Raw genomic sequence first — 12,927 nt, 5'->3', positions numbered from 1 at the left:
TCTCGTTTCCCGCTCAGGCCTTGTCGGTCTGCCCCTGCGCAGCGCGCTTCCAGGCCGCCGCCGCCTGCGCTTCGTCGCCGCGCGCTTCTGCCAGCTCGGCGATGGCGAGCCAGGCGCGGCGGTAGAGGTCCGCGTCCTGCAGGGTCTGGCCGGCCTGCGTGAGCAGCTGATGCGCCTTGCCCCAGAGCTGGTGCTTCATGCAGGCCATGCCCGCGAGGTACTGCAGGTTCGGGTCGCGTGGATTGTTGCGTTGGGCCGATTCGATGCGCGCCAGCCATTCGGGATCGACCGAATCGAAGCCGGCCTCGAGCGCCCGCGCGAGCTTGACGCGCAACGCGTCGCCCAGGCCGTGCGGTTGCGCGACCATGCGCTCCCAGGCCGGCAGCAGCCAGCCGCGCGCCACCGACAGGTCGCCGCGCAACGCCACCATGCGCTGGGCGGCATGGATCGCGATCTCGGGCATCTCGCGCTCGGCCGGCTCGAGTTCCGACCATGCGCGCAGCAGTTGGGCCGGATCGTGCGCGCCCGAGAGCAGGTCGGTGGCCAGGCCGCGCACGATGCTGCGCGCCGCGGCTTCCGAGAAGGCCCGGTGCTTGGCGAGCAGGCGTGCAGTTTCGAGGGCCTCGAGCGAGCGCCCTTCCTGGCGCGCCGCCTTGAGGCGGATGCGCAGCGCGAGCGTGCGCCGCTGAACGCCCTGGGGCAGCTCTTCAAGACGCGCAAGCGCGGCCGCCGGATCACGGTCTTCGAGCGCCCAGCGGGCGGCGCGCAACTGCACGCCTTCGCGCGTCTCGGGGCTCGCGAGCAGGGTGCGATCGGTACTTTCGTTGAGCGCCTGCTGCAGGTGCGCATCGCGTGCGGGCCGGTCCTGCAATGCCTGCGCGCTTTCGGCCGCGAGCAGATGGGCGAGCACGCGCACCTGCTGCGCCTGCGGCAGGTGCGCGTCGAGTGCCGCGAGCGTCTTCTCCTGCACCAGCGCGGCCTGCGCGGCCTTGCGCGCGCGTGAGAAACGCCCAGAGATCAGTTGCACCATCGCGTCGAGCACGGCCGCATGCAGCGTGCGTTCCTTCTGCTGCAGCCGCCACTGCCGCGCCTGCGTCGGCAGCGAGAACAACGCCGCGAGGCCGCGCAATGCCAGGTGAAGCAATGCGAAGACCGCGAACAGGATCAGCAGCACCAGATTGAGCGAAAGATCGACCCGCCAGGGCGGCCAGAACACCGTAATCGTGCCCTGGTTGTTGCCCGCGAACAGGGCCACCGCTGCCGCGATGGCGAACAGGCCGAGGAGCCAGAGCGCCGCTCTCATCAGCGCCCCGCTGCGGCGGTTGCGAGCGCGGCCAGCGTTTCGTCGATGCGCGGCGGCTCGGTGGCCTTCACCTGGGTCTGGAGCTGCTGCAGCAGCGTGGCCGCCGCCTGCGTGCGCCGCGAGGCGGGATCGAAATAGCGGTTCAGCGCGCTGGCGACCACCGCGAGTTCGCTGCGCGCGGTGTCCATCTGGCGCGACAGCAGCGAGAGCCGCGCATTGAGCAGCTTGAGCTTGAGGTTCTCGCGCAGGAAGTAGGTCTGGTCGGGCGCCAGCAGCACGGCTTCGGGCCGCTCGATGCGGCCCACGCGCACCAGCGAGCGGAGTTCGGCGCGCACGGTCAACAGCGCCTTCTGCCACCAGGGCGCGTCGGCCGGAATGGGTTCGGGCTGCCAGGCGTTGAGGCCGCTGCCGCGCATGGCGACGGCGTTCAGCGGCGGCAGGTCGTCCACGCCGCGCATCAGCTCGTCGATGCGCCGCAGCGCTTCACCGTTGTCGGCGCTCGCGCTGCTGCGCAGGCGATCGGCATCGCGCTGCATGGCGCGCTGCAGCGGCGCGAGCCGGGGCTGCGCTGCGCGCGCGATGCGCAGGTCGCCGGACTTCATCACCGCCAGCAGCGGCTCCACGCTGCCCGTGACCTGGGCCTGCTGCAAGGCCAGGCGGATGGCCGATTCGATGTCCACCACGAGGTTCTCGTCGCGCGAGCGCGAGAGGCTCTGCATCAGTTCCTCGAGCTGCGAGCGCTGGAGCGCGACTTCGGCCACCCGGGTCTCGGTGAGGGCTGCGCGGGCCGCGGTGTCGCGCACCGTGTCCATGGCCTGGCGCGCGAGCGTGCGCGCCTCGAGCGACTGGGCCTGCGCTTCGGCGCTCTGGCGAGCCAATTGCTCCTGCATGCCGCTGACCCGCTGCCACAGCGCGATGGCGATCACCAGCGCAGCCAGGGCCACGAGCGCCAGCAGGCCGAGGGCGATGCGCGAAAGCGTTCTTGCCGCTGCGGCCAACGACTCCGGCGTCTGCGACATCGACACCGGGGCCGGCAACGGCGCGGCCGCATCGGCGGCGGACGGCGAGGGGGAGAAGTCGTCGGGCGGGGACGCAGCACTCATGAGAACGATTCTATCGACGCGATCAACGCCTCTCGCAGGGGCGCGCACACGCGCACGGCGCCGAAGCCCGCGGCGCGCGCCGCATCACCGATGCGTTCGTGCGTGGCCACCGCGCGGGCCTCGTCCCATGGGATGCCGGGCATGGCATGGCACAGGTTGCGGATCGCCTCGGAGCTGCTGAAGAGCCAGATGGCGCCGCCCGCGGCGGCTTCGCGCGCGAGTGCACGCGCCGTGTCGTCGAAACTGGGCGCGAGCCGCCGGTAGGCGACCACCGTGTCGCGCAGGCCGCCGGCGGCGTCGATCTCCTTCGCGAGCCAGTCGCGCCCGCTCGGCGCCCCGGCCGCGTCGCCGCCGCGCACGATCAGCACGCGCACGCCGTCACCGACCTGGGTCTTCACAAGGGACCAGAGCGCCTCGGAATCGAAGCGTTCCGCATCGGTAGGCGGCGCGTCGATGGCATGGTCGGGCACACCGGCCCGCTGCAGCGCACGCGTGGTGCCGGGGCCGGTGGCCCAGAAGCGCAGGCCGGGCGGCAAGCCGGGCACGCCCTCGCCCGCGTGGGCGAAGAAATGTTCGACGGCCGTGGCGCTCACGAACATCAGTGCGGCATAGCCGGACAGGCGCTTCCACGCGGCGTGCAATGGGGCGGTGTCGAGCGCGGGTTCGATCACGATCAGCGGCAGCGCCTCGGCCCGAAGCCCGGCGGCACGCAAGAGGTCGACCCATTGCGCGGCCTCGCGCGCGGGCCGCGTCACGATGACGGGCTTCGCGGCCATCGAACGCTCAGCGCGCGCCGGCCTGGCGCAGCAGCGCGGCCGCGCGTTCGCCCACCGTGCCGGCCTGCGCAAGATCGGCCACCGGCGCTTCGGCCTGCACGCGCACCAGCGCGGCACGCCCCTCGGGGTCGCCCCAGGCCGCATCGACGCGCAGCGCGCCATCGGGCTGCCAGCGCGCATGGGCCGCCAGCGGCATCGAGCAGCTGCCGCCCATGGCGCGGCTCACGGCGCGCTCGGCGGCGGTGGCGAGCCAGTCGCGCGGATGCGACAGCGTGCCGAGCAACGCGATCAGCTCGGCACGGTCGGCACGCACCTCGATGCCGAGGGCGCCCTGCCCCGCGGCCGGAAGCATGGTGTCGGGCTCGAATGCGACGCGGATGCGGCTTTCGAGCCCGAGGCGCTTGAGCCCGGCCGCCGCAAGCACGATCGCGTCGTACTGGCCTTCGTCGAGCTTGCGCAGGCGGGTGTCGAGGTTGCCGCGCAGCGGCTCGATGCGCAGGTCGGGTCGCAGCGCCCGCAGCAGCACGACGCGGCGCAGGCTCGAGGTGCCGACCACAGCGCCCTGCGGCAGCGCATCGAGCGAGGCGTAGTGCGGCGACACCAGCGCATCGCGCGGGTCTTCGCGCTCCAGCACGCCGGCCAGCACAAAGCCTTCGGGCAGGTCCATCGGCACGTCCTTCAGCGAATGGACCGCGATGTCGGCGCGGCCTTCCTCGAGCGCGAGCTCGAGCTCCTTCACGAAGAGCCCCTTGCCGCCCACCTTGCTGAGCGACTTGTCGAGGATCTGGTCGCCGCGTGTGGTCATGCCCAGCAGGGTGACCGTCTGGCCCCGCGCCTGGAGCAGTTGTTGCACGTGTTCGGCCTGCCACATGGCCAGCCGGCTTTCGCGCGTGGCGATCACGATAGGGCTCAAGATCGCTCCCAAAAAAGTACGAGTTTGGACGGCCGGAATGCTAGCATGTTGCGCCGCAGCAACGCAGGCGGCGTCTTCTTTCACGTCCAGGAAAAAGCATCGAATGAAAGCCAGCAAGACCCCTGCGCCCGCCAAGCGCCGGCAAGCCGAAGACCAGCCCCTGATCGACGACATCCGGCTGTTGGGCCGGATCCTCGGCGACGTGATCCGCGAGCAGGAAGGGCAGGAGACCTATGCCCTGGTCGAGAAGATCCGCACGCTCTCGGTGGCGTTCCGCCGCGATGCCGACCATGCCGCCGACCGCGCGCTCAAGAGCCTGCTCAAGGGCCTCAGTGCCGCCGAGACGGTGCGCGTGATCCGCGCCTTCACGTACTTCAGCCATCTTGCGAACCTGGCCGAAGACCGGCACCAGATCCGCCGCCGCACCGAAGCGGAACGTGCCGGTGAGAGCGCCGACGGCGACCTGCAGACCGCGCTGGCGCGCATCCGCAAGGCCGGCGTGAAGCCCGAGCAGGTCGTCGCCTCTCTGGCCCACAGCTACGTGTCGCCGGTGCTGACCGCGCACCCGACCGAGGTACAGCGCAAGAGCATCCTCGACGCCGAGCGCGCGATCGCGCAGCTGCTCACGGCGCGCGACGAGATCAAGCTGCGCCAGGGCGCCTACGCCGGCGCGAAGGACGCGCTGACGCCGATCGAATTTGCCGAGAACGAAACGCAGATGCGCACCCGCGTCACGCAGCTGTGGCAGACGCGCCTGCTGCGCTTCTCCAAGCTCACCGTGGCCGACGAGATCGAGAACGCGCTGAGCTACTACGAGGCCACCTTCCTGCGCGAGATCCCGCGCGTCTACGCCGACCTCGAGAAAGCCCTGGGCCAGGGCGGCATCACGCCCTCGGTGGCGACCTTCCTGCGCATGGGCCAATGGATCGGCGGCGACCGCGACGGCAATCCCAACGTGACGGCCGAGACGCTCGAGTACGCGCTGCGCCGCCAGGCCGAGCTGGCGCTGCGCCACTACCTCACCGAAGTGCACTACCTGGGTGGCGAGCTTTCACTGTCGGCCACGCTGGTCGACGTGTCGGTCGAGATGCAGGCGCTGGCCGAACGCTCGCCCGACACGAGCGAGCACCGCATGGACGAGCCCTACCGCCGCGCGCTGACCGGCGTGTACGCGCGCCTCGCGGCAACGCTGCGCGAACTCACGGGCGGCGAGGCCGCGCGGCATGCGGTGCCGCCGCAGAACCCCTACGCCGCGGCGGAGGAGTTCCTGGCCGACCTGCGCACCGTCGAGGAGTCGCTCGGCGAGAAGCACGGCAGCGTGCTTGCCGCGCCGCGCCTGCGGCCGCTGATCCGCGCGGTGGAGGTGTTCGGCTTCCACCTGGCCACCGTCGACCTGCGCCAGAGTTCCGACAAGCACGAGGCCGTGGTCGCCGAGCTGCTGGCCACCGCACGCATCGCGCCGGCGTATGTGTCGCTGACCGAAGAGGCCAAGCAGAAACTGCTGCTCGAACTGCTCGACGACGCGCGCCCATTGCGCGTGCCCGATGCCGAGTACTCGCCGCTCGCCACCAGCGAGCTCGCGATCTTCGCGGCCGCGCGCACGGCCCGCGCGCGCTACGGCGCGGCGGCCATCCGCCACTACATCATCAGCCACACCGAGACGGTGAGCGACCTGCTCGAGGCCCTGCTGCTGCAGAAGGAAGTCGGCCTGCTTCGCGGCAGCCTGAGCGACAACGCGGTCTGCGACCTGATCGTCGTGCCGCTGTTCGAGACCATCGAAGACCTGCGCAACGCCGCGCCGATCGTGCGCGCGTTCTATGCCCTGCCCGGCATCGCCGAACTCGTCGAGCGCTCGGGCGGCGAGCAGGACGTGATGCTCGGCTACAGCGATAGCAACAAGGACGGCGGCATCTTCACGAGCAACTGGGAGCTCTACCGCGCGGGCACCGCGCTGGTGGCGCTGTTCGATGAGCTCAACGACAAGAAGAAGAAGGCTTCGGCGAGCAGCGGGCGCCCGCCGATCCGCCTGCGCATGTTCCATGGCCGCGGCGGCACGGTGGGACGCGGCGGCGGCCCGAGCTACCAGGCGATCCTCGCGCAGCCGCCCGGCACGGTACGCGGGCAGATCCGGCTCACCGAGCAGGGCGAGGTGATCGGCTCCAAGTACGCGAACCGCGAGATCGGCCGGCGCAACCTCGAGACGCTGGTGGCCGCCACGCTCGAGGCCACGCTGCTGCCGCAGGGCAAATCCGCGCCCGCCACCTTCATGTCGGCCGCGGCGGAGCTTTCGAGCGCGAGCATGGCGGCCTACCGCAAGCTGGTCTACGAGACGCCGGGCTTCGGCGACTACTTCTTCGGCTCGACGCCGATCCGCGAGATCGCCGAACTCAACATCGGCTCGCGCCCCGCCTCGCGCAACCCGAGCCACAAGATCGACGACCTGCGCGCCGTGCCGTGGAGCTTCAGCTGGGGCCAGTGCCGGCTCACGATCCCGGGCTGGTTCGGCTTCGGCGCGGGCGTCGAACAGTTCCTCGCGGCAGCCGCCACGCCGGCGGCCCGCAAGGAGCGCATTGCGGTGCTGCGGCGCATGTATGCGCAGTGGCCGTTCTTCCGCACCCTGCTGTCGAACATGGACATGGTGCTGGCCAAGAGCGACCTCGCGCTGGCCTCGCGATATGCCGAGCTCGTGACCGACCGCAAGCTGCGCCAGAAGGTGTTCGCGATGATCGATGCCGAATGGCACCGCACCTCGGATGCGCTCACGCTGATCACCGGCGCGAAGCAGCGGCTCGAAGGCAATGCCGAGATGCAGCGCTCGGTGCGCCACCGCTTCCCCTACATCGACCCGTTGCACCACCTGCAGGTCGAACTGATGCGCCGCTACCGCGCGGGCGACGGCGGCGAACGGCTGCAGCGCGGCATCCACATCTCGATCAACGGCGTGGCCGCCGGCCTGCGCAACACGGGCTGAGCCCCGACGCCGCGCGCGGCAGCACGCGGCGGCCCCCTCCCTCTTCTTGTCCTGCTCCCGCGCCCCCGCGGGCGGCGGGCGCACGCCCGTGGGCCGATCCGTTGACAGTTCTCAGGGAATGTACGGATATATGAATTCTCGGATGACCTTGATTGCATCCTGTTTTTGTATACAAAATAACGAACTCAAAACGGGCGCAAATTTGCGTCGCAACTGGCTTCCCAACCACCCACTCCAAGAGGTAAGACCATGAGCACAGTCGCCAGCGAGGCCCCGATCGGGTCCGGCAGCACCGGGCCGCACGCCGAATCGAACGCCCTCATCAAGCCCGGCTACCACCCGCGCCTGACCAACGAGGACCTCGCGCCTCTGAAGAAGCAGACCTGGGGCCAGTACAACATCTTCGCGTTCTGGATGTCCGACGTGCACAGCGTGGGCGGCTACATCACGGCCGGCAGCCTGTTCGCGCTCGGGCTGTCGAGCTGGCAGGTGCTGGTGTCGCTGCTCGTGGGCATCGTGATCGTGCAGGTGTTCTGCAACCTGGTGGCCAAGCCCAGCCAGGTGACCGGCGTGCCCTACCCCGTGGTGTGCCGCGCGTCGTTCGGCGTGCTCGGCGCCAACATTCCGGCGATCATCCGCGGCTTGATCGCGGTGGCCTGGTACGGCGTGCAGACCTATCTCGCATCGGCGGCCTTCATGGTGCTGGCGCTGCACATGTTCCCCAACCTCGCACCGTATGCGGACGTGGCCCAGCACGGTTTCGTGGGCCTCTCGGCGCTGGGCTGGCTGGCGTTCATGGTCATGTGGGTGCTGCAGGCGCTCGTGTTCTGGCACGGCATGGAAGCCATCCGCCGGTTCATCGACTGGGCCGGCCCGGCGGTGTACGTGGTGATGGCCATCCTCTGCGGCTGGCTGGTGTGGAAGGCCGGCTGGCAGAACATCGACCTGAATCTCGGCGGCATCAAGTTCCAGGGCTGGGACGCACTGCCGGTGATGCTCTCGGCCACCGCGCTGGTAGTGAGCTACTTCAGCGGCCCGATGCTCAACTTCGGCGACTTCTCGCGCTACGGCAAGAGCTTCGAGGCGGTGAAGAAGGGCAACTTCTGGGGCCTGCCGATCAACTTCGTGTTCTTCTCGTTGCTGACCGTGATCACCACGGCGGCCACGCTGCCGGTCTTCGGCGAACTCATCACCGACCCGGTGCACACGGTCGGCAGGATCGACAGCACCACCGCCGTGGTGCTGGGCGCGGTGACCTTCATGATCGCCACCATAGGCATCAACATCGTGGCCAACTTCGTCTCGCCGGCCTTCGACTTTTCGAACGTGGCGCCGCAGCACATCAGCTGGCGCACCGGCGGCATGATCGCTGCGGTGGGCTCGGTGTTCCTCACGCCCTGGAACCTCTACAACAGCCCCGAGGTCATCCACTACACGCTCGACGTGCTCGGCTCCTTCATCGGCCCGCTGTTCGGCATCCTGATTGCCGACTACTACATCGTGCGCAAGCAGCGCATCGACGTGGACGCGCTCTACACCATGAGCGAGAAGGGCGAGTACTGGTACAGCGGCGGCTACAACCCGAAGGCCATCCAGGCGATGATCCCGTCCGCGCTCGTGCCGATCCTGTGCGTGATGGTGCCGACGCTGCGCGGTGCGGCCAACTACGCCTGGTTCATCGGCATGGCGCTCGGTTTCGTCATCTACGTCCTGCTGAATCGCAACACCATCAAAGCCCGTTGACCCCACGCACCGAAGAAAAGGAAGGCCGCCACGTGCGCATCAAGATCATCAATCCCAACACCACCTGGAGCATGACCGAGAAGATCGGTGCCTGCGCCCGCGCGGTAGCGCACGCCGGCACCGAGATCGTGGCCGTCAGCCCCGCGATGGGACCGGTCTCGATCGAGAGCCACTACGACGAGGCGCTGGCCGTGCCGGGCCTGCTGCAGGAGATCGCGGCCGGCGAGCGCGACGGCATCGACGGCTACGTGATCGCCTGCTTCGGCGATCCGGGCCTGAAGGCCGCGCGCGAACTGGCGCGCGGGCCGGTGGTCGGCATCGCCGAAGCCGCGATGCACCTCGCGAGCATGGTCGCCAGCCGCTTCAGCGTGGTGACCACGCTCGGGCGCACCATGGGCCAGGCCTGGCACCTCGCCGAGATCTATGGCATGGAACGCTTCTGCGCCAACGTGCGCGCCTGCGAGCTGCCGGTGCTCGAGCTCGAGGAGCCCGGCTCCAACGCGCGCGAGCGCATCGTCGATGAATGCCGGCGCGCGCTCGACGAAGACGGCTCCGACTGCATCGTGCTCGGCTGCGCCGGCATGACCGACCTGTGCGAGCACATCGCCGGGCTGCTGGGCGTGCCGGTGATCGACGGCGTGGCCGCAGGCACCAAGCTCATCGAATCGCTCGTCACGCTGAAGCTCGAGACCAGCAAGCACGGCGAACTCGCGCGGCCACTGCCCAAGACCATGATGGGCGCGCTCGAAGGCTTCACGCTGCGCGGGTGATGCAAGCTGGTGCAGGCGAAGGCATCGAACGCTGAGCCACAATCTCCGCATGCCCCGCGCCAGCTCCAAGACCCCTGCTCTTCCCGAAACGATCGCCGCACCCGCCGAAAGCGGCGCGGCTGTCGACAGGGGCAGCTCCATCGAGAGCATCGCCCAGGACATCGCCACCGCCATCGTCGAGAAGCGCCTGCCGCCCGGCACGTGGCTGCGCGAAGAAGCGCTGGGCCGCGTCTACTCGGTGAGCCGTACCAAGGTGCGGGCGGCGCTCTTGATGCTGTCGAAAGACAAGCTGATCGAGATGATCCCCGACAAGGGCGCCTTCGTCTCGCAGCCCACGGTGCAGGAGGCGCGCGAGGTGTTCGCGGTGCGCCGCATCCTCGAGAGCGAAGTGGTCCGCCTCTTCATCGCGAATGCGCGGCCGCGCGACTACCAGGTGCTTGAGCAGCACATCAAGTTCGAGCGCACGGCGCTGCGCCAGAGCCCCGCCATGGGCACGGTGCGCGAGAAGGTGCTGGGCGACTTTCACGTGGCGCTGGCCGAAGCCACGGGCAACCACACGCTGACGGAACTGGTGCGTGAACTGGTGGCGCGCAGCTCGCTGATCGCGATGCTGTATCACTCGTCGAACGATCCGCACTGCTCGTCGGACGAGCATTCGGACTTTCTTCGCATCTGCCGCAAGGGCGATGTCGAAGGCGCTGTGGTCTGCATGACCGAGCACCTCGAACGCATCGAAGCCAGCCTTGAGCTGGGCACCGACAAGCCCGACCGCCAGCTCGACCTGGTCAAGGCCCTGCTCGCCTAGGACCACCGGAAACAGCCCGACACCATTGCGCGCTGCGATGCGGGTTTTCCTGCATCCGTATTGCCGCATAAATTGTATACAGTTTCGCGTACACACTTTGTGGACGCCGCGACGCGCCGTCTGCGCCTTTTCTCCCCTTGCTGCGCCAGGAGATACACGATGACGGCCGAGACCTCTTCCACTGTTTCAACAGTCCATCCGGTGGACCAGCGCCTGCCCGCAGGCAAGCTCACGGCGCTGGGCCTGCAGCATGTGCTGGTGATGTACGCGGGCGCCGTGGCCGTGCCGCTGATCGTCGGCCGTGCGCTCAAGCTCTCGCCCGACGAGGTAGCCCTGCTGATCTCAGCCGACCTGTTCTGCTGCGGCATCGCCACGCTGATCCAGGCGCTCGGTGCCACGCAGTGGTTCGGCATCCGGCTGCCGGTGATGATGGGCGTGACCTTCGCCTCGGTCGCGCCGATGGTGGCCATCGCCAATGCCAATCCGGGACAGAGCGGCGCGCAGCTGCTGTTCGGCGCGATCATCGGTGCGGGCATCATCTCGATCCTGATCGCGCCCTTCGTGAGCCGCATGCTGCGCTTCTTTCCGCCGGTGGTCACGGGCACGATCATCGCGGTGATCGGCATCAGCCTGATGCGCGTGGGCATCAACTGGATCTTCGGCAACCCGGTCGGGCCCACCGCGCCCGCGCTGGTCGATCCGGTGTACGCCAAGTGGCTCGCGCAGGTCACCTCGCCCGGCAGCTCGATCCCCGAAGTGCCCAAGGGCTTCGCGATCATGCCGACGGTGCCCAACCCGCGCTACGCCGACCTGCCGGGCCTCGGCGTGGCGGCACTGGTGCTGGTGTCGATTCTTCTGATCGTGAAGTACGCCAGGGGCTTCGTCGCGAACATCTCGGTGCTGCTGGGCATCGTGATCGGCGCGGTGGTGGCCACGGCCACGGGCCTCATGACCTACGAGAAGGTCGGCAAGGCCGCGTGGTTCGACGTGGTGCTGCCGTTCCACTTCGGCATGCCGCAGTTCGATCCGATCCTGATCCTCACGATGACGCTGATCATGATCGTGGTGATGATCGAATCGACCGGCATGTTCCTCGCGCTCGGCGAGATGACCGAACGCAAGATCTCGCAGAAGGACCTGGCCAAGGGCCTGCGCACCGACGGCCTGGGCACGCTGATCGGCGGCGTGTTCAACACCTTTCCCTACACCAGCTTCTCGCAGAACGTGGGCCTGGTGGCGGTCACGGGCATCAAGAGCCGCTACGTCTGCGTGGCGGGCGGCGTGATCCTGGTCGTGCTCGGGCTGCTGCCCAAGATGGCGGCGCTGGTCGAATCGCTGCCCACCGTGGTGCTCGGCGGTGCGGGCCTCGTGATGTTCGGCATGGTGGCCGCCACGGGCATCCGCATCCTTTCGGGCGTGGACTTCAAGCACAACCGCCACAACGCGATGATCGTGGCAGTGTCGATCGGCGTCGGCATGATTCCGCTGATCGCGCCCAACTTCAAGCAGTGGATGCCGCATGCGATCCACTCGCTGATCGAGTCGGGCATCTTGCTGGCGTCGATCGCGGCGGTGCTGCTGAACCTGTTCCTCAACGGCGCGAAGCACGACGAAGAGGCGGTGATCGCGGCCGCAAAGCACGCGGACGCGCACTGACGGCCGAACGCGGCCGCGGCGGACGGCCTCAGATCATTGCCAGCGGCCCCTTGCGCCGCGGCGGCGGATGCAGCCGGTCCAGTTCGGCGAGCACCTCGGCATCGAGCACGAGGTCGGCGGCCGCAAGGTTGTCGCGCAGGTGGGCACTGCGCACTGCCTTCGGGATGGCGGCCACGCCCGGCCGGGCGATGACGGCCGCCAGCGCGAGCTGCGCCGCCGTGACGTTCAGGCGCGCCGCGAGTTCGGCCAGGGCCTTGTCGCCGGCCCGCGCGCCTTGGTCGATCGGGCTGTAGGCCATCAACGGCATGCCGCGCTCGCGCAGCCAGGGCAGCAGGTCGAACTCGGGACCGCGCTCACCGAGCGACAGGTAGACCTGGTTGGCCGCGCATGGCGGGCCGCCACGCACCAGCGGTTCGAGCTCCTGCATGTCGTCGGTGTCGAAGTTGCTCACGCCCCAGCGCGCGATGCGCCCGCTGGCCACGAGCGACTGCATCGCCTCCACGGTGTCGGCGAGCGGATGGCTGCCGCGCCAGTGCAGCAGGTACAGATCGATCGTGTCCAGGCCCAGCCGCTGCAGGCTGCGCGCGCAGGCCTCGGGCGTGCCGCGGCGGCTTGCATTGTGCGGATAGACCTTGCTCACGATGAAGAGCTCGTCGCGCCGCACCTCGTTGGCGCGCAGCGACTCGGCAAGGGCCTGCCCCAGCACGGTCTCGGCGCCGCCTTCGCCGTACATCTCGGCGGTGTCGATCAGGCGCCAGCCCATCGCGATGGCCTCGCGCACCGCGGCCACCTCGGCCGCGCGCCGGCTTGCCGCTTCGCCCATGCGCCAGGTGCCCAGGCCCAGCACCGGCATTTCGCCACTGCCCGGAAGTGAAAGTGTTCGCATC

The 12,927-nt window shown here is 69.1% G+C and carries 10 protein-coding genes; 5 read left to right on the top strand and 5 right to left on the bottom strand.

The window, feature by feature from the left end; genetic code table 11:
• Window positions 1–13: 13 nt before the first annotated feature.
• From AC3A6J_RS08960 to hemC, 4 genes are read right to left on the bottom strand one after another with little or no spacing between them, the layout of a single operon-like run.
• The gene (locus AC3A6J_RS08960) at window positions 14–1,303 is read right to left on the bottom strand and encodes a heme biosynthesis HemY N-terminal domain-containing protein (protein ID WP_487859579.1); all 1,290 of its coding nucleotides are present in this window, start codon (window positions 1,301–1,303) and stop codon (window positions 14–16) included.
• Window positions 1,303–2,406 (bottom strand): uroporphyrinogen-III C-methyltransferase, encoded by a 1,104-nt coding sequence (locus AC3A6J_RS08955; protein ID WP_487859578.1) that lies wholly within the window; start codon window positions 2,404–2,406, stop codon window positions 1,303–1,305. Before AC3A6J_RS08955 ends, AC3A6J_RS08960 begins: the two co-directional genes overlap by 1 nt.
• Window positions 2,403–3,182, bottom strand: a complete 780-nt coding sequence (locus AC3A6J_RS08950) for a uroporphyrinogen-III synthase (RefSeq protein ID WP_487859577.1) — start codon at window positions 3,180–3,182, stop codon at window positions 2,403–2,405. Before AC3A6J_RS08950 ends, AC3A6J_RS08955 begins: the two co-directional genes overlap by 4 nt.
• Before the next feature lie 7 nt (window positions 3,183–3,189).
• Complete coding sequence (hemC, locus tag AC3A6J_RS08945; protein ID WP_487859576.1) at window positions 3,190–4,095, bottom strand: hydroxymethylbilane synthase; 906 nt, start codon at window positions 4,093–4,095, stop codon at window positions 3,190–3,192.
• A 103-nt stretch (window positions 4,096–4,198) separates the two neighbouring features.
• Between hemC and ppc the strand changes: the two genes are divergently transcribed.
• The 5 genes from ppc to AC3A6J_RS08920 all read left to right on the top strand — a co-directional run bounded on the left by ppc (window position 4,199) and on the right by AC3A6J_RS08920 (window position 12,040).
• A complete protein-coding gene (gene ppc / locus AC3A6J_RS08940) occupies window positions 4,199–7,066 on the top strand; it encodes a phosphoenolpyruvate carboxylase (RefSeq protein WP_487859575.1) in 2,868 nt (955 codons plus the stop codon).
• Window positions 7,067–7,315: 249 nt separating this feature from the next.
• On the top strand, window positions 7,316–8,809 hold the full coding sequence (locus AC3A6J_RS08935; RefSeq protein ID WP_487859574.1) for an NCS1 family nucleobase:cation symporter-1: 1,494 nt from the start codon (window positions 7,316–7,318) through the stop codon (window positions 8,807–8,809).
• Window positions 8,810–8,841: 32 nt separating this feature from the next.
• Entirely contained in the window at window positions 8,842–9,579 is a 738-nt protein-coding gene (locus tag AC3A6J_RS08930) for an aspartate/glutamate racemase family protein (protein WP_487860044.1), read from the top strand.
• Between the two features lie 49 nt (window positions 9,580–9,628).
• The gene (locus tag AC3A6J_RS08925; protein ID WP_487859573.1) at window positions 9,629–10,384 is read left to right on the top strand and encodes a GntR family transcriptional regulator; all 756 of its coding nucleotides are present in this window, start codon (window positions 9,629–9,631) and stop codon (window positions 10,382–10,384) included.
• A 159-nt stretch (window positions 10,385–10,543) separates the two neighbouring features.
• On the top strand, window positions 10,544–12,040 hold the full coding sequence (locus tag AC3A6J_RS08920) for a nucleobase:cation symporter-2 family protein (RefSeq protein WP_487859572.1): 1,497 nt from the start codon (window positions 10,544–10,546) through the stop codon (window positions 12,038–12,040).
• A gap of 28 nt (window positions 12,041–12,068) precedes the next feature.
• On the opposite strand, the gene AC3A6J_RS08915 is transcribed toward AC3A6J_RS08920, so the two are convergent.
• Entirely contained in the window at window positions 12,069–12,926 is an 858-nt protein-coding gene (locus tag AC3A6J_RS08915; RefSeq protein ID WP_487859571.1) for an aldo/keto reductase, read from the bottom strand.
• Window position 12,927 lies beyond the last annotated feature (1 nt).

This window comes from Variovorax sp. Soil_C_39 (assembly GCF_057656815.1).
Note: the sequence above shows the minus strand (reverse complement) of the source record. Positions and strands in the feature narration are given on the sequence as shown.